The 16,917-nt window shown below is 70.6% G+C and carries 15 protein-coding genes; 11 read left to right on the plus strand and 4 right to left on the minus strand.

Annotated features, from left to right (window positions below):
- The first annotated feature begins 193 nt into the window (after nucleotides 1-193).
- From ACLJOK_RS05710 to ACLJOK_RS05720, 3 genes are all read left to right on the plus strand, one after another.
- Nucleotides 194-808, plus strand: a complete 615-nt coding sequence (locus ACLJOK_RS05710) for a hypothetical protein (RefSeq protein WP_410816595.1) — start codon at nucleotides 194-196, stop codon at nucleotides 806-808.
- Entirely contained in the window at nucleotides 801-1,712 is a 912-nt protein-coding gene (locus tag ACLJOK_RS05715; RefSeq protein ID WP_410816596.1) for a serine hydrolase, read from the plus strand. The genes ACLJOK_RS05710 and ACLJOK_RS05715 overlap by 8 nt, the downstream gene beginning before the upstream one ends.
- Before the next feature lie 127 nt (nucleotides 1,713-1,839).
- Nucleotides 1,840-4,347, plus strand: coding sequence for a caspase, EACC1-associated type (locus ACLJOK_RS05720; RefSeq protein ID WP_410816598.1), 2,508 nt, complete (start codon nucleotides 1,840-1,842; stop codon nucleotides 4,345-4,347).
- Between the two features lie 12 nt (nucleotides 4,348-4,359).
- Here the strand turns inward: ACLJOK_RS05720 and ACLJOK_RS05725 are convergent, their stop codons facing one another.
- Nucleotides 4,360-4,488, minus strand: coding sequence for a hypothetical protein (locus tag ACLJOK_RS05725; RefSeq protein ID WP_410816599.1), 129 nt, complete (start codon nucleotides 4,486-4,488; stop codon nucleotides 4,360-4,362).
- An 81-nt stretch (nucleotides 4,489-4,569) separates the two neighbouring features.
- On the opposite strand from ACLJOK_RS05725, the gene ACLJOK_RS05730 reads away from it, so the two are divergent.
- The 5 genes from ACLJOK_RS05730 (at nucleotide 4,570) to ACLJOK_RS05750 (ending at nucleotide 9,236) form a co-directional block, all read left to right on the plus strand.
- Nucleotides 4,570-5,358: a hypothetical protein gene (locus ACLJOK_RS05730; RefSeq protein ID WP_410816600.1), complete on the plus strand. Its 789-nt coding sequence runs from the start codon at nucleotides 4,570-4,572 to the stop codon at nucleotides 5,356-5,358.
- 16 nt (nucleotides 5,359-5,374) lie between these two features.
- Nucleotides 5,375-6,067: a class F sortase gene (locus ACLJOK_RS05735; protein WP_410816601.1), complete on the plus strand. Its 693-nt coding sequence runs from the start codon at nucleotides 5,375-5,377 to the stop codon at nucleotides 6,065-6,067.
- A gap of 47 nt (nucleotides 6,068-6,114) precedes the next feature.
- On the plus strand, nucleotides 6,115-6,741 hold the full coding sequence (locus ACLJOK_RS05740) for a sigma-70 family RNA polymerase sigma factor (RefSeq protein ID WP_410816603.1): 627 nt from the start codon (nucleotides 6,115-6,117) through the stop codon (nucleotides 6,739-6,741).
- Complete coding sequence (locus ACLJOK_RS05745; protein ID WP_410816605.1) at nucleotides 6,738-7,466, plus strand: anti-sigma factor domain-containing protein; 729 nt, start codon at nucleotides 6,738-6,740, stop codon at nucleotides 7,464-7,466. Before ACLJOK_RS05740 ends, ACLJOK_RS05745 begins: the two co-directional genes overlap by 4 nt.
- Nucleotides 7,467-7,580: 114 nt before the next feature.
- Nucleotides 7,581-9,236 (plus strand): serine/threonine-protein kinase, encoded by a 1,656-nt coding sequence (locus ACLJOK_RS05750; RefSeq protein WP_410816606.1) that lies wholly within the window; start codon nucleotides 7,581-7,583, stop codon nucleotides 9,234-9,236.
- A 249-nt stretch (nucleotides 9,237-9,485) separates the two neighbouring features.
- On the opposite strand, the gene ACLJOK_RS05755 is transcribed toward ACLJOK_RS05750, so the two are convergent.
- Both ACLJOK_RS05755 and ACLJOK_RS05760 read right to left on the minus strand, forming a co-directional pair.
- The gene (locus ACLJOK_RS05755) at nucleotides 9,486-10,091 is read right to left on the minus strand and encodes a lytic polysaccharide monooxygenase (RefSeq protein ID WP_410816607.1); all 606 of its coding nucleotides are present in this window, start codon (nucleotides 10,089-10,091) and stop codon (nucleotides 9,486-9,488) included.
- Nucleotides 10,092-10,359: 268 nt separating this feature from the next.
- On the minus strand, nucleotides 10,360-10,938 hold the full coding sequence (locus ACLJOK_RS05760; protein ID WP_410816608.1) for a hypothetical protein: 579 nt from the start codon (nucleotides 10,936-10,938) through the stop codon (nucleotides 10,360-10,362).
- Between the two features lie 470 nt (nucleotides 10,939-11,408).
- Here ACLJOK_RS05760 and ACLJOK_RS05765 point away from each other — a divergent pair, with 470 nt between their 5' ends.
- Nucleotides 11,409-11,954, plus strand: coding sequence for a carboxymuconolactone decarboxylase family protein (locus tag ACLJOK_RS05765; protein ID WP_410816609.1), 546 nt, complete (start codon nucleotides 11,409-11,411; stop codon nucleotides 11,952-11,954).
- An 82-nt stretch (nucleotides 11,955-12,036) separates the two neighbouring features.
- Here ACLJOK_RS05765 and ACLJOK_RS05770 read toward each other — a convergent pair whose 3' ends face one another.
- Complete coding sequence (locus tag ACLJOK_RS05770; RefSeq protein ID WP_410816611.1) at nucleotides 12,037-13,176, minus strand: substrate-binding domain-containing protein; 1,140 nt, start codon at nucleotides 13,174-13,176, stop codon at nucleotides 12,037-12,039.
- A 308-nt stretch (nucleotides 13,177-13,484) separates the two neighbouring features.
- Here ACLJOK_RS05770 and ACLJOK_RS05775 point away from each other — a divergent pair, with 308 nt between their 5' ends.
- Together ACLJOK_RS05775 and ACLJOK_RS05780 are read left to right on the plus strand one after the other, a co-directional pair.
- Entirely contained in the window at nucleotides 13,485-15,488 is a 2,004-nt protein-coding gene (locus ACLJOK_RS05775) for a DUF2264 domain-containing protein (protein WP_410816613.1), read from the plus strand.
- Between the two features lie 42 nt (nucleotides 15,489-15,530).
- Nucleotides 15,531-16,835 carry an ABC transporter substrate-binding protein gene (locus ACLJOK_RS05780; protein WP_410816614.1) on the plus strand — a complete coding sequence of 435 codons (1,305 nt, stop codon included), beginning with the start codon at nucleotides 15,531-15,533 and terminating at the stop codon, nucleotides 16,833-16,835.
- Nucleotides 16,836-16,917: the final 82 nt, after the last annotated feature.

A 16,917-nucleotide genomic window follows, 5' to 3' on the forward strand; every position in this document is an offset into this window, starting at 1 on the left:
TGGTGTTGAGCCGACGGCCGGCAACCGCCGCACCGGTGCTGCGGCGGCGACGAACGTGCCACCACGCGTCGTCGGCTGAAGCGCCACCTGCTGTGGCAAGTATCTGTGTTGGGGGAGGTTTTCGGTGTCCGTGTCAAACAGCAGGACGAGCCGGGGCCGGATTCGCGGCAGAGGCCGAGGTTCGCTCGCCGTCGTGCCGGCGGTCCTGTCGGCGTTGGTGGTGATGGCCGCAGGCTGCCATCGGGGGGAGTCCGGTGTCGGCCCCGACGAGCTGCACTCCGCAAACGCGGAACGGAGTTATCCAAGCCCGCTGCTGGGGGCTGGCGACCTGGGAGCGGACTGGCATGAGGACGACGCGCGAACCGGTCTGGCGTCCTGGCCGTGGGAGCAGGACAGCTGCCCCAACTACAAGGGCAGCGACTACCCGGCCAAGTCGCATCGGCGCGCTGCCGTGGAGCGCTACTACCGGCTGTCTGACGGCTCGTCGCCGGCGCACCACGTCGTGGAGACGTACGAACCTGGATGGGCCGAGCGGAACGTCGAGGACGTCCGTCGGGTCCTCCTGCGGTGCGCGAGCTACAAGGTCCTCGGATCGCAGGTCTCGTTCGACGTCGTCGATCCGCACTATCTGGAGGGCACCGGCATGCTCATTCGAGGTCGCATCGCGCATGCGGACACCCCGAACACCGTCACGTACTTCGTGATGGTGAGACGAGGCGAGACGGTCTCGACGGTCCGCCTGACCGATCCGGGCAGCCAGGTCGTGGTGGATCAGATCGCGGCGAGGGCGGTGGCCCGCCTTGGCTGAGCGGAGTCGACAGCTGCCGCGCCGCTGGGTCATCTCCGCGGCCACCATGTCGCTGGCCGGCGTCGCGACGGCCGCCTTCGGCGCCACTCGCGGTCGCGACGGCGACGGGGCCGGACCATCGCACGGTTCTTCCCCTGCCAGTCCGATCCCCACGACGCCGGCCATCGACCGGATCGACCAGGCGAGAACGCGGATCAAGGCCTACGTGCAGCGGTACGACGGCCACCTGGCGGTCGCGGCACTGGATCGACAGGGAACGGCTGCGGTGACGGTCGGCGCCAAACGGTTCGAGACCGCCAGCATCGTCAAGGTCAACATTCTCGCGGCTCTTCTGCTGCGCCAGAACCCGCCGGGCAAGGCCCTGGGTTCTGGCACCCGGCGATTGGCCGAGGCCATGATCGTGTCCAGTGACAACGACGCGGCGGTGGCCCTGTGGCAGCGGATCGAGGGCTCGCGTGGGCTCAACGCCGCCAACCGCGTGCTCGGTCTGCGCGAGACCAAGCCCAACACGCACTGGGGACTCACCACGACCACTGTCGCCGACCAGCTCCGGCTGCTGACCGCGCTGACGTCGCCGACGGGACCGCTGACCCCCCAGGACCGTACCTTCGTCATGGGCCTCATGAAGAAGGTGATCCCCGAGCAGCGGTGGGGAGTCACCGCCGCGCGGGAGCCGGGCAGTCGTTCCGAGTACGTCAAGAACGGCTGGGACACCGCTGATGTCGACGGGGGTCGCTGGCTGGTCAACAGCATCGGGCGGATCGTCGAGGCCCGTCATGACTGGCTGATCGCCGTGCTCTCCGACCATCACGTGAGCCAGAAAGAGGGCATCCGCGTCGTCGAGAAGGCAGCCACGTACGTGCTCAAGGAGCTGCGCGCCGCCACAGCGGACGACGGCGTCTGATCCGTCCTCCCGAACCTGTCGGAATTCAGCAGCAGCGGTACGCCGTCCACCGGGCGAGAACTACGCTCTGTCGGGCGCCGCTTCGCGTTGTCTTCACGCGTCCCCACCGTCTCCAGGCGAGGTCTGCATGACTGCCTCCCGCGTTTCCGACTTCTCTCTGGTCGTGTCCGCCGAGGACGGCACGGGCGGAGACGGCGTCGACGAGTTGGCCGAGATGCTGCGGTTCGCGCTGGCCGAGGCGGGTGCCACTCGGATCGATCAGACGACGACAGGGGCCGCGCCCGACGGCACCCGCGGAATCGAGCTGCTCGGCGCAATCGCGTTCATCGTCGCCGCCGTGCAGACCGTAGAGGCCATGACAAAGGTGGTGGAGGCAATCCGTGGCTGCCTCGCCCGCGTCGCCGGCCGCCGCCGACGAGTGCGGCTGACAGTAGCCGGGGTCGACGTGGAGGTCGCCGCCGACAGCGACGTCGCGCCGATCGTGGCCGCGCTCCTGGCGCAACCCGGCCGGCCCATGACCGGGCTACGGCGGGCACTCGTGGTCGCGAACGCCCGGTACGACGACCCGGCGCTCGCCGCCCTGCGCGCTCCGACCCACGACGCGGACGCGCTCGCCCGGGTGCTCGGCGACCCGGCGATCGGCGGCTTCGACGTCGAACTGCTGATGGACGCCGACGAGCGCACCGTTCGGCGGCGGGTCGCGGGTTTCTTCGCCGACCGCGACCGCGACGACCTGCTGCTGCTGCACTTCTCCTGCCACGGCGTCAAGGATCCGCACGGCCGGCTCTACCTCGCCGCGCGCGATACCGACCTGGCGTCGCTGGGCGCGACCGGGGTTGCCGCCGCGTTCGTCAACGATCAGTTGGCGCAGACCCAGTCCAAGCGCGTGATCCTGGTATTGGACTGCTGCTACAGCGGCGCCTTCAACCGGGGCGTGGCCGCTCGCGCCGACCGGAGCGTCCACATCGGCGACGAGTTCAACACCGGCACCGGCCGGATCGTGCTCACCGCGTCCAGTGCGACCGAGTACGCGTTCGAGGGCGGCGACCTGACCCGCGCCGAGGCTGGCACGTCGGTCTTCACCACAGCGCTGGTCGACGGGCTGGCAACCGGCGAGGCGGACCTTGGCGGCGACGGCGAGATCTCGGTCGACGAACTCTACGACTACACCTACCGGCAGGTCCGTGAGCGGACCCCGGGTCAGACGCCGATGAAGTGGACGTTCGGCGTCGAGGGCAGCCTGACCGTCGCCCGCAGCGTCCGGCCCGCGGCTCTGCCCGAGGCGGTGCTCGCCGACCTGGCCAGTGAGCGGGTGGCCCTGCGACTGGAGGCCGTCACCGCGCTGCGTCGGCTTCGCGGCGGATCGAACGCGAATCTCGCCGAGCGGGCCTCGACCGAACTGCGTCGTCTGCGCGACGAGGACGACAGCGCGCGCGTGCGGGTGGCCGCGACGACAGCACTGGGTGGCACGGCCGGTCCGGTCCCGCCGCCCGCCCCAGTCCCCGCGCCGGGTCTTGACCCGGTACCGAGTCAACGGCCGGCTCGGGCGCGCACTCCGGCAGCGGCGCCGACGGCCTTCTCAGAACCGGCATCCACCCCAGCGTCGGCACCGACGCCCAGTAGAGAGCCCACGCCGAAGCCAGCCGCAGTCGCACCGCGCGTTCGGGATGAGCGGCCGGGGGAGGCGTCTCCGACGGCTGTGCGGTGGCCCGCGACGGTGGCGCATCCGACGTTGTTCGCCGTGCTGGTGGCCGTCGGACTGATCGCTGTCATCCAAGCCGTCGAGATGGTGATTGTCGGCCAGGACGCCCGCAACTTCACCGGCATCAACGTGCTCGCCGTCGTCCCGGTCGTCGCGGCGATCGCCCTGGTCACGGCTGCGCGGGCGCAGGAATGGCGCTGGGCTGCCGGGATGGCCGCGGTCCTGGCTCTCACGCTGGGCCAGGCACTCCTCACGCTGTTCAGCGACACCGTCTACGACCACGGTGTGGTGCGTAGCGGTGTCCTGTGGTTCGACGGCAACGCCAGCGCCGAAGGTCCCAGTGGATTCCTGCTCCGACTGGCGGTCACCGTGCCGCCGATGCTCTGGTTCGCGCTGGTCGGCCCGGCGCGGTCATCCCGGCCGCGGGCGTGGCGCGGGGTGCGCCATCCCGGCCTGCTGCTGACTGTCGTCGTCGCCCTCGTCGTGTCGCTGACCGGGGCGGCGATGCTCGATCCGGTTTCCGATGGCAGCTCAAGCGTTTTCGGCCTCATCCGGCCGCAGCACAGTGCTTCCTACCGGCCGAGTGCCGTCGTCGGCCTGGGCAACGTGGCATCGACGTACGCTCAGACGGGCCACAACTGGGCGACCGCACTGTGGTGCGCCGGTTGGCTGGCGTTGATGGTCACCGCGGCTCTCACGCTCGTGGCGCTGATCCGAGGGCGGCGGACCCGCTGGGCGGTCGTCGTCGGCGTCGCGGTCCTTGCCTCAGTCGCCGTCGGGCTCGTTGCGGGTGGCCGCTACGGACCCTCGGCGCAGTACCTCCTCGCCCGGTACCTGGCGGTGATGACCGTCAGCGTGGGCGTCGGTGTGCTCGCGTACGCGCTGTTCGGCACCCGGCGGGAACCCCAGACGAGCCCCGTCGGCGGGAAGTAGCCCCGGCGACGTTCAGTTGTCCTCGACGAACAGGTTGGCGTAGCGGGCCAGGTAGAGCGGCCAGCCTTCGTCGTGGGCGACACCGTCGCGGACCGCGGGCCAGCCGGGGCCGTCCGGGAAAGAATCCGGGGCCGGGACCAATCCGCTGGACGGAAGGCGACGAATCCCTCACGACAGCACCTGAGCATCGACGCCGTACCCAGGCGGAGACGGAGATTTGTTGTGAGATTGTCCCGAGCCCTGCTCACCGTGCCAGCGGCCGCCCTGATCCTCGCGTTTCCGGGCGTCGCGCACGCCGACGAGAGCGTGCAGGTCCAGTTGCAGGACCTCAACGAGACCGGCGCGACCGGTACCGCCACCTTGACTGCCACGAGCGGCGGTGACCTGAAGGTCATGATCCGGTCGAGGGGCATGACGCCGAACTCGCCGCACGCCCAGCACGTGCACGGCGCGGCGAACGGCATGGACTTCCACTGCCCGGACAAGTCCGCCGACGCCAACGGCAACGGCTACGTCAGCACCGAAGAGGGCCTCAAGATGTACGGGGACATCTTCATCTCGTTGACCACCACCGGGGACACGACCAAGGCCAGCGGCCTGGCGGTGGATCGGATGCCGACGGCCGACGCGAAGGGCAACCTCAGTTATGAGCGCACCATCCCCGCCGCGGACCTGCCCCAGGGCACGATCGCGCACCTGAAGGACCTGCACCTCGTGCAGCACGGCATCGACGCCAACAAGAACGGCAAGTACGACATGGAAGCGCTCGGGGAGTCGACGTTCGCCAAGTCCGTCGGCGTCAACGGCATCCCCGCCGAGGCCACCGACCCCGCGACGTGCGGCATGGTCAGCGGCGCGGCCGCCGGCTCCGTACCCGCAGGGGGTGTCGCCACCGGCGACGGCAGCACCTCCGGCGGATCGCCGATGATGATCTACGCCGTCGGTGGCCTCGCGCTGCTCGGCGCGGCCGGTGCGGTCGTCGCGCGTCGCCGGCTCGCCGGCGAGCGCTGAGCCGACGGCGATCGTGATGGACACCGGCGACGCACCAGTGCCGGCCGGCCGTCGCCGGGGGCGCCACGCGCTCCTGGCGGCGGCCGGCATCCTCACCGTGACGGCGGCCCTGACGATCGGTGTCGCAGTCGCAGTCGCCGACCGGAGCGGCGACCCACCCCGACCCGACGCGTCCGCTGCGGCACCAGCCGCGAACGCGTCGCCTGTCCCGGCGAGCGGACCGGGTGAGTTGACCTCGGGACCGCTGATGGCCGGCTCGCCGCCCACGCGGGTGTCGATCCCATCGCTGAAGGCCACCGCCGCCATCGTCGCCCTCGGCCTGCAGGCGGACGGCGCGATGCAGGTTCCGGACAGCGCCACCGACGTGGGCTGGTTCACCAAGGCGCCGACGCCCGGCGCTCTCGGCCCGGCCGTGCTGGCCGGGCACGTCAACTGGAAGGGCCGCCGCGGGACGTTCTTCGACCTGGGCAAGCTACCCGTCGGCGCCGGGATCACCGTCGACCGTCAGGACGGCAGCACCGCGATGTTCACCGTCACGAAGGTCGAGCAGCATCCCAAGGACCGCTTCCCCACCGCCGGGGTGTACGGAGCGACCGACCACGCGGCGCTACGCCTGATCACCTGCGGCGGCGAGTTCGACGACACCACCCAGCACTACCGCGACAATGTCATCGTCTACGCGCGCCTCGCCCACGCTCATCCCGCCTAAGCACGACTGCGGCGGCACACCGAACCGTCGTCAGCACAGGAGAGGACATGCCGAGAATGAGCGGTGACCCGGAACAGGGGCGGCGGCTGCGTTCGGTGCCGTCGGACACCGCGGCCCCGCCGAACGCCGACGAGCTGCTGCAGCGGGTGGCGCGGGGTGACGAGGCGGCGTTCGCCACGCTGTACGACGCCATGGCGGGCCGGGTCCTCGGGCTGGCCCGGCGGGTCGTCCGCGATCCGGCGCAGGCGGAGGAGGTGACGCAGGAGGTGATGGTCGAGGTGTGGCGCACCGCTGGCCGCTTCGACGCCGGCCGCGGCTCCGCTTCGGCGTGGATCCTGACCATGGCGCACCGCCGCGCGGTGGACCGGGTGCGCTCCGAACAGGCCCACACCAACCGCACCCAGCAGGTCGCCGCGACCGAGACCCACGTCCCCTACGACGAGGTGGTCGAGGATGTGACCGCCCGGTTGGAGCGGGAACAGGTCCGCCGGTGCCTGGACCGGTTGACGCCGGTGCAGCGGGAGTCGGTGACCCTGGCGTACTACGGCGGGCACACGTACCGAGAGGTCGCCGAGAAGTTGCAGACGCCACTGCCGACGGTGAAGACGCGGATGCGCGACGGACTGATCCGGATGCGCGACTGCCTGGGCATCGAGATGGAGGGACGGGCATGAGCGCCGATGTTCACACCCTCGCTGGTGCGTACGTCCTGGACGCGGTCGACGACGTCGAGCGGGCTGCGTTCGAGCGGCACCTGGCCGAGTGCGAGCCGTGTCGGGTCGAGGTGGCCGAGTTGCGGGAGACCGTCGCGCGCCTCGCCGACGACACCGTCATCGAGGCGACCCCGCCGGGTTTGCGGGAGCGGACCCTCGCCCAGGCGGCCCGGACACCGCAGCTGCGCGTCAGCGCCGCGGGTGCCAGCGGCGGCAGGCAGGCGGGCAGGTGGCGACAGCTCACCGTGGCCGCCGCCGCGGCCGTTCTCGTGGCCGGCGGCGCGAGCGCGGTCACCTGGACCGTCAGCAACGATCGGATCAGCGACGAGCAGGCCAGCAGCGACCAGGCCCGGCAGATCGCCGCCGTCCTGGACGCCCCGGACGCCCGGGTGTTCGAGCGGTCGCTGCAGCCCGGTGGTGCTGCCACAGTGGTGGTCTCCCGCGACCGCGACCGCGGTGTGGTGCTGCTGCGCGACCTGCCCGCGCCCGGTGCCGGGCGGATCTACGAACTCTGGCTCATCCGTGGTAGCGAGCCGCGCAAGGTGGGACAGCTCGCCGAGGGGGACAGGGCGTCGACCACCGTCATCGGCCCGGTCGGCGAGGCGGGCACGTTCGGGGTGTCCAACGAGCCCGTCGGTGGCTCGGTCGCACCGACGCGGATCGTGGGTACGGTCGAGCTGAGCTGAGCTGAGCCGGCCACCGTCACACCGGCGGCCGGCCCGACCCCGTCCGCTGCCCGAACCCTGGTGCTTCTGGTCACCCCCACCCATCCGGACGGCGCACCGCTCCGAATCACTCGCATGGATGACGAGTTGCTCGCCGGCCGGTACCGCAGGCTCCTGCTGATCGGCGACACCGCGACCCCGGGACGCGTCTGGCTGGCACGCGACGAGGTGCTCGACCGGCACGTCGCGCTCAAGCAGATCACCCTCCCGGGATGGGTGAGCGACGCCGAGCGGTCCCGGCTGCGGGACAGAACGCTCGGGGAGGTGGGCGACCTGGCCGCTCTGGATCACCCAGGCGTGCTCGGGATGTGGGACGTGCTGAGCACCGACGGATATCTGTGGCTCGTCATGGAGCACGTACCGTCCCGGTCCCTGTCCGAGGTGGTTGCCACCGACGGTCCGCTGGCACCGGCGGAGGTGGCGCGGGTCGGCCTGCACCTGATCGCCGCACTGAGTGCCGCCCACGCGAGGGGAGTGACTCATCGGGAGATCCGGCCACAGAACGTGCTGCTCGCCGACGATGGGCGGGTCATGCTCGGCGGATTCGGTCTGTCGATCTTCGACACCCGGGATCCGGCGACCGTCACCGCGACGCGCCTGTCGACGATCCAGTACACCGCGCCGGAGCGGGCCCGCGACGGGAGGGCCACCCCCGCCACCGACCTGTGGGCCCTCGGCGCGACGCTCTACCTGGCCACGGAGGGCCGCCCCCCGTGGAGTCGAGTGTCGACCCTGGCCATGCTCGCCGCCCTGGCCACCGAGCCGCCGGATCGGATGACCGTCGCGCCGCTCGAACCCGCGATCACCGGTCTCCTGCTGCGCAACCCCCGTCAACGCCTCTCCGCGCAGGAGGCCCGCGACCAACTGGGGCAGGTCGCCGCGGCGACGCCCGCGCCGGCACCGCGAGCGCGCCGCTGGCAGCGGATACGCTCCGATTCGCGCCGTCGGCCCCGGGCCGTCACGCCGACGAATCCGGTCGCTGCGGACGCGATCACCACAGTGGTCATTCCGGTCCTGGCGCCCACCACCAGCGATCGGAGGACCGGCTGGGCGTTCGCTGGCGCCGTGGTGGGCCTGCTGGGGGTCGTGGCCGTCGTCGTCACGGCAACCGGCGCCGTGATCGGCGGCTGGCGAGGCCAGGACAGCCTTCCGGCGGCCGAACCAGGCGGTGCGGCCGCCGGCGTGGTGGAGCCGACCGCGACGGCACCGCCGGCCCACCCTTGCCTGGACGATGCCGCCTCCAGCGAAGCCGAGCCTCTGCGGGAGCCCGGCACACCGCTGCCGTATGCCCTGCCGAACGGGTGGGCGTGGCACCAGGACCCCGCCGGTTTTCTGCTGGCGGTGCCCGGGGGATGGACCCGGCACACCGAGGGCGCCTTGGTCTGCTTCCGAGACCCCGGCGAGGTGCGGGTCATCGCCGTCGACCCCGCCGCCACAGCGTCCTCCGTACCGTCGAAGCGGTGGGAGGTCGCCGAGCGCGACGCGCTGGCCACCGGGGCGCTGGCCGGCTACCAGAAGATCAGCATCGGGCCGGTCATCCGCCCGGGGGGCGCGGCCGAGTGGGAGTACACCTGCGACCAGGCCGGCGGTGTGCGGCTGCACGCCCGCCGGGTGCTGGTCAACGAAAGCAGGACCCGCGCTTACAGCCTGTCCTGGATCACCCGGGACAGCCGGTGGGACGAGACCGAGCCCTTCCAACGACTTGCCCTCGCAAGCATCCGCCTCGACTGACGCGGCGGCGGCCGGTCAGACAGGTCGACATTGAGGTGGGAAGCCTGAGGGTGGTCGAGTGCGGGAGGGTGCGCCCCGCGCTCGACACAGCGAATCCACGAACTCCGCACCCCGACCGCGGGGCAGCGTGGTGATGGTCCTGAACGGCATAACCGCTCGGCCGATCGAGGGCAGGGACCGGAAGAACACTCCGGCTCAGGGCGTTGGCGCCCTGAGCCGGAGTGATTCTGGAGCTGGTGGTGCCGCCGCTCAGGTGACGTTGATGTCGCTGCACCACATGTAGGTCTGGTCCAGGTGTGACGCCCTCCAGAGCACGAACAGGATGTGGTTCCCGCTGCGCGACGGGAGCGAGACGTTGAACGAGATGTTCTGCGCCGGCGCGTAGCGCCCGGTCGTCGTGATCAGGTCGAGGTTGCCCCACCCGAGCTTCTGGGTGGATGGGTTGAACCCCTGCTTGGTGACGTAGACCTGGAAGTAGTCAGCGCCGTGGCTGGCCTGGTCGTACAGCTGGACCGTGAGGTTGCGGCTGACGGTGGTCGTCTTCCACGCCCCGGGCTGGTTCACGCTGTCGTTCCTGGACAGGGCGTTGCTGCACAGTTGCCCGTCCGGGGTACGACCCTGGTACTGGCCGCCGAGGCCGTCCCGCAGCTGGCTCATCCAGTTCCACATGGTGTCGGGGTTGGCCTGGAACGCCCGCCAACACATGGGGTCCTGCTGCTGCATGGCGGGGTTCATGTGCTGGTTGCCCCACGCCTTCCAGCATTGGTAGGCGCGACTCATCGGGTTGATGATGGTGCCGTGGGCCTGGGCTGCCCCGGTGAAGGGCAGCATGCCGGCCACGATGGCGAACACCATGACGAACGCTCGCAGGGACCGACGGACTGGTGACCGGGATCGTCCGCCGGATCGATCGGACTTGAGTGAACGCACTGTTCATCCTCCGCTCTTCGGGACTGCAAATCAGTATGGGAACGCTCCCAAACCAACTGTTGCATCTATTGACTTAAATATCAATCGTTATCTATCTATGGTCGGATGTGGATCGAGCTGACCGGGGTGTCCGCAGCCGCCCGGTTCTGATCCGGGTGCGGGTGACGACCGCGCCACCGGCCGCCCGGCATGGTCACAGGCCGGCCGCGGCGTCGTACCGGCGGCGCTGGTCGGCCATCTCCGACTCGGTCAGCGCCTCCTTGAGCGCAAGATCCGCATACTTGGGCGGGAGCATCTGCCGCACCCGGTCGGTGAACATGACCTCGGCGGTCGCCTCGACCACCTGGATGCCCGCAGGCTCGGTGGACATGTCCATGATCACGGGACCGGCCAGTTTGACCGCCACGTCCCACGGGCGCTTCTGTTCGGCGACCCCGCAGAGGTGGAAGCCGTAGACCGTCTGCACGTCGGCGAGCGCGGCGGCCTCGGCCGGCTCGTAGCCGTAGACACGGACCCCGCAGATCACCGCCGGCTTCTCCGTGGTGGCCGCCTGCTGGGCACCGTGTCCGGCGTGGTTGTGCTGCCCCGGGTCCGCCTGTTCGAGCGTGGTGCGCATCCGGGCCGTGATCTGTGCTTGCAGATCCGCCGGCTCCGCCTCGGGGTCGGCCCGGTTGACCAGTACGACCGCGCCGGCCGACACCACCAGCAGGATCACCGCCACCCACACGAAGCGGTTCCGGTACCAACCCGCGAAGTTCTCTCGGGAAATCATGATTGCTTCTCACCTCGTCGCCGGTTCTGGTGCTGGCAGGCCGATTCGGGCGCCCCCGGCGGGTCAGGCGTCGAGCGCGTCAGCCGTTGGGGACACGTACCGGGGGTTACCTACGGCGGGCGAGGATGGTTGCCCGGCAGGGCGCCCGTCGTCGTAGAGGTGGCCCGGCGAACCGCCAGGCGAGCGTGCGCCAAGGGCGGCGCGCTGCCGGCGCTGCGATGCTCCCGTGCTGGCCGTTCCCAGCGCGGTTGCCCCCGCGCTGCGGCGATATGAGCCATTCCAGCACGTCTGGATCGGCTTGGCAACATCGACGGGCATCAGCGTGGTTTTCGGCCCGGTCCACCCGCACGTCGTCGCATACGGGTGCTCATCGCCGCACCGTCGTCGGTCCCCCGGAGCGGATCCGCGGCGAGCGCAACCAGGATTGGATATGGTCGGTAGCACCCGATTTGCCGCTTCCAAGGGGAAACATGAGTCGCTTGCCGTACGTGAACTCGGCCGAGGCCCCGGCGCCGGTCCGCGACGCTTTGCAGGCCGCGCTACCCCTGAGCTTCTTCCACGTCATGGCCCACGCCGAAACGGCGTTTCCGGCCTGGATGCGCTGGGGCGGCACGCTGCTCAAGGACCTGGCGCTCGACCCACTGCTGCGCGAAATCGCGATCCTGCGGGTTGCCCAGTTGAGCGACGTGACATACGAGTGGGCTCAGCACGAGCCCATTGCCCGCTCCGTCGGCGCCACGGACGAGATGATCCACGCACTCGGGCGCGACGAGATCGGGGACGACTGCTTCACGTCAGACCAGCGGATCGTCCTGCGTTTCACCACCGAAGTCGTCCGCGACGTCCGCCCGCCCGACGACACCACCACCGCACTGACCGGGCTGCTCTCCCCGCGCGAGGTGGTCGAACTCCTGATGGTGATCGGGCAGTACATGATGATCGCCCGGGTCGCCGCGGTAACGGACCTCGACGTCGACAAGCCGATGGGCGCCGCCGTCTACGGTGTGCGGGCCTGACCGCACGGCAGTGTCGGGATCGGGCTGGTCCTCGACCAGTACCTGCGCCACCGGCCCGACGACCGGCCGGAACCCGTGGCGCCTACGCGGATGGCGGCGCGGTCGACTCCCGGATCCGCAGCGATGGGCTGATGACGACCCGGTGGGTGGGACGGTCGGGGTCGGCGAGCCGGTCGGCGACGAGACGCACTGCGGCTCGTCCGATCGAGCGTCGCGGCGGTCGGACCGCGGTCAGCGGCGGGCTGGAGAGCCCGGCGACCTCGTCGTCGTACGCCACGATGGAGAGGTCGCCGGGGACGGACAGGTGCCGCTCCTCGCAGCGCTGCACCAGCGCGATCGCCTCGGCGTCGGCGTGCACCAGCAACGCCGTGGTCCCGGTCGCCTGGCACCGGTCGAGGATGCTGTTGAGCACGGTGTCCCGCTCCGGTGACCGTGCGTCGGGTACCACAGCCACCACAGTCGCGTCCGGGTCGAGGCCGCACTCGGTCGTGGCGTCGAGCCAGCCGCGCCGTACGTGCTGGCTGGTGGGGCTGTTGGCGTCGAGCACCAAGCCGACTGTGCGGTGTCCGAGCGAGGTGAGGTGGCGCACCGCCATGGCCGCGCCGAGCGCGTGGTCGGTGACCACCGACTCCATGACGGCGTGGTGGCTGCCTACCGTGGCGGTGCGTTCCAGCAGGACGACAGGGACGCCGACCTGATTGAGCCACTCGATGGTGCGCTCGGCGCTCGGTGCGTCCATGCTCGGCGCAATGATCAGCGCGTCGACGCCCATCCGCTCCACGAGGCGGGCCAGATGCGGCTGGTCGTCCTCGCTGTCGTAGGAGGAGCCGCGCAGCACCACACGCATGTCGAGCTCGCGGGCGGCCCCCTCGACACCGCGAGCCACGTCCGGCCAGTAGTAGTCCAAGGAGGGCACGAGCATGCCGAGGGCGCGCCCGGCCAGCGGGTCCAGCCCGGCGGCGGGTGGCTCGTCGGCCGCCGGGGCGTTGTCCGGCAGGATCAGGGAGACGCCACCGTGGACGCGGCGCACCAACCCTTCGGCGGCCAGCTCCGCGATATCGCGCCGGATGGTGACCGGCGCGGCGCCCAGCACGTGGGACAGGTCGGAGATGCGCATCGAGCCGTCCCGTTGCAGGGCTGCCAACAGTTGCTGGCGGCGGGCGACCTGAAGCGGCCCTCGGGACCCCTCCGCCGTGGCGACGACAGGACTGTCCTTGGTCATGGGGGACCTCCGGGGAACGCTTCGTGCGGCGGGAGCTCTTGCAGGGTGCGGGCGAGCTCGCCGGCCGGGTCGAACGCGGTGACGAGCGGCTGTGAACGTTTGTGATCGTATCAGAGCGCTTGGCGCTTCGATGTAGCGCTGTGCGTTCTATTGATCGGTTGTGTCCGTATTAGTTTGAGAGCGGCATTGACTTGCTCTGTTGTGAGCGTTTTACTTCGGAAACCCGGCGGATGTCTGTACGTCACATTCATGGGCACCGCCCCGCTCGCCACATTCCACGGAGACGGCTCGATGCGACAGGACCTCGGATGACGTTCGGGACAGCCAACCGGCTGGCACCGGGGACGAACCCGGATGCCCCGGAAGCCGCGACCTGGCACCGGGATGACTGGTTGGCCCTCGCCGACCGGATGCTCGCCGCCGCCCGACCGTTCGCGTCGCCCGGCCACGCCCTCGTCACCTTCCCCGGACCGGAGGGCGGTTACGGGCGGGCCATCGACGGCCTGGAGGGGTTCGCTCGCACCTTCCTGCTGGCCGGCTTCCGCATCGCCGGTGCCCGGGGCGTGGGCGTGGACGAGCTCGTGGACCGGTACGCGGCTGGTATCGCCGCCGGCACCGACCCGAAGTCTCCGGACCGTTGGGTGCGCTTGGACGAGCACCCTCAGGCCAAGGTGGAGGCTGCCTCCATCGCGCTGGTCCTGGACCTGACCCGCCCGTGGATCTGGGACCGGTTGCCGTCCGCCGTGCGGGAGCGGGTAGTGGACTATCTGCGCCCGGCGGTCGGCGACGACACGTACCCACGGATCAACTGGGTCTGGTTCCGGCTGGTCGTACAGACGTTCCTGCGTTCGGTGGGCGGGCCGCACTCGCTCGACGAGATGGCTGAGGACCTGCGTACGCACGACGGCTTCGACCGCGGGGACGGCTGGATGTCCGACGGGCCGGACCGCGCCTACGACCACTACGTGGGCTGGGCCCTGCACCTCTACCCGACGCTGTGGGCCCGGATGGCCGGCGCAGCGGACCTGGCCGAGCAGCGCCGCGAACGGGACCTGGCCGGCCTCGACCGCTTCCTGAGCGACGCGGTCGCGCTCGTGGGCGCCGACGGATCACCGTTGATCCAGGGGAGAAGCCTGACCTACCGCTTCGCCGCGGCGGCGCCGTTCTGGGTCGGCGCCATCGCCGGCGTGCCCTCGGTCAGCCTCGGCCGGTTGCGCGGCGCGGCCACTCGCATCGTGCGTCACTTCGTCGCCAACGGCGCCCTGGACGAACGGGGCCTGCTCACCCTTGGTTGGCACGGGCCGTGGCCGCGACTGGCGCAGTCGTACTCCGGGCCGGGCTCGCCGTACTGGGCCAGCAAGGGCCTGCTCGGCATCGCGCTACCCGCCGACCATCCGGTGTGGACGACCCCCGAGCAGCCGCTGCCGGTGGAGGAGCGGGACACGCTGCGGGCGGTGCTCGCGCCCGGCTGGCTGATCTCTGGCACCCGTTCCGACGGCATCGTCCGCGTCGTCAACCACGGCACCGACCACGCCGTCGAGGGTGCCACCGTCTCAGATTCCCCGCTCTACGCCCGACTGGGCTACTCCACCGCCACCACCCCGGTCCTCGACGACAGCGGCTGGGCCAGTCCGCTCGACCAGTCCGTCACTCTCGTCGACGACGCGGGCCGGGTCACCCACCGCGCCGGCATGCGCCTGCTGACCGTTCACGTCGACACCGACGGCGTGGGCGTGGCCGGGTCACGTGCCCTCGCCCACTGGGTCGACCCGGATCCGGGTCAGCGCGATCACGGCGGCGGCCGCGTGGGCCGATCCCGACCGGCCGGGCACCTCACCGTGTATTCGCTGGTCCGCGGCCCCTGGGAACTACGTCTGACCCGCGTCGACGGCCTCGCCGACGGCGTCGAGGCGGCTGCGCTGAGGCTACGGATCGGCGGCTGGGCCATTGCCGGGGATGCGACGGCCACTGCTGGCGGCGGTGTGGCGGTCGTGACCGGGGCCGGCCTGACCAGCCGGCTCGAAAGCGTTCACGGCGGCGGAACGGCCGGCGTCACCGCCGTTCCGCACGGCGGGCCCCTGGCCGGCGGGCTGGTGGTGCCCTGGCTGGACCACCCCGTCCGGCCGGGCGCATGGGTCGCCACCTTCACCGAGCTGTCCAGGGTGCCGGTGGCCACGGCCGGGCAGGCATGCCAGGCCGTGGTCGACGAGGACGGCCACGGCCTCCACCTGGCGGTCGACTGGCCCGACGGGATCAGCACGTCGACCCGTCTGGACACGGAGCATGCCAGGCCCACCCAGGCGTCCTGGTAGCAGTGCGGGCCCGTCCGGGCCCCTTGACCTAAGGAGAAAGGGATGAAGCGTGCGATACCGGCCGTCATCAGCGCTGCGACGGCCCTGACGCTTGTTCTCGCCGGTTGCGGCGGCGGAGACGAGCCGGTCGACCCCAATGCCCCGGTGACCATCACGCTGGCCGGCTGGAGCCTGTCGTCCACGCCCGAGTTCAAGACGCTCGCGGACGGCTTCAAGGCGACCCACCCGAACGTGACGGTGGAGCTCAAGGAGTACGCCCCAGGCAACGACTACGACACACAGATGATCACTGACCTGGCCGCCGGCACCGCCCCGGACGTCTACGTCATGAAGAACCTCAAGAACTTCTACACGTACCAGAGCGGTGGTCAGCTGCTCGACGTCTCCGACGCCACCTCCGGTCTCGGGTCGAGCCCGGCGCTGGCGTCGTACCAGGTGGATGGCAAGGCGTACGCGGTGCCGTACCGGCAGGACTCGTGGGTGTTGTTCTACAACAAGGACTTGTTCGCGAAGGCCAAGGTGGCGCCGCCGGACGGCAGTTGGACCTGGGACGACTACACCGACGCGACGAAGCGACTGCACACCGGGCTGAAGGGGGCCGGTTCGAAGGCGACCGGCGCCTACCAGCACACCTTTCAGTCGACAGTGCAGGGATTCGCGCTCGCCCAGACCCCCAACGCGGACCTGCTCTCCGGGGACTTCGGCTACCTGAAGCCGTACTACGAGCGGTCACTGGACCTGCAGGCGGCCGGCGCGCAGCCGACCTTCGGCACTGCGAAGACCAACAAACTCACCTACCAGGCACAGTTCGGCAAGCAGCAGTCGGCGATGCTGCTGATGGGCACCTGGTACGTGGCCACGCTGCTCAACCAGCGACAGAGCGGTGACGCCGACAAGTTCCAGTGGGGGATCGCCCCGGCGCCGCAGTTCGACAAGTCCACCACCGGCACCTCCGCCACACCTGTCACCTTCGGTGACCCGACCGGCTTGGGGATCAACCCGAAGATCAGCAAGTCCAAGACCGCCGCGGCCAAGGCCTTCCTCGAGTACGCGGCCGGCCCGGATGCCGGCAAGGCGCTGGCCGGGATCGGTATCACCCCGGCCCAGGTCACCGACGCGGTTACCGCGAGCCTGTTCGGGCTGGACGGCGTGCCGCAGGACGACCTGTCGAAGTTCGCCTACTCCAAGCACACCATCAAGCCGGAGAACCCGGTGTCGAAGCACACCGCCGGCCTGCAGAACCTCCTCAACGAGATGCACTCGGCGATCCTCTCCGACAGTAAGGGCGTCGACGCGGAGCTGAGCAAGGCGCAGTCCCGCGCCAAGAACGAGGTCCTCAACCAGTGAGCTGATGGCGGGTCCGGCGCGCCTGAGCCGCACGCCGGTCCCGCCACCAAGCCGAACGCTTCCGGAGACTCCCTATGGCAAC

It is taken from the genome of Micromonospora sp. 050-3, from assembly GCF_046549335.1.
GTDB classification, from domain to species: domain Bacteria; phylum Actinomycetota; class Actinomycetes; order Mycobacteriales; family Micromonosporaceae; genus Micromonospora; species Micromonospora trifolii.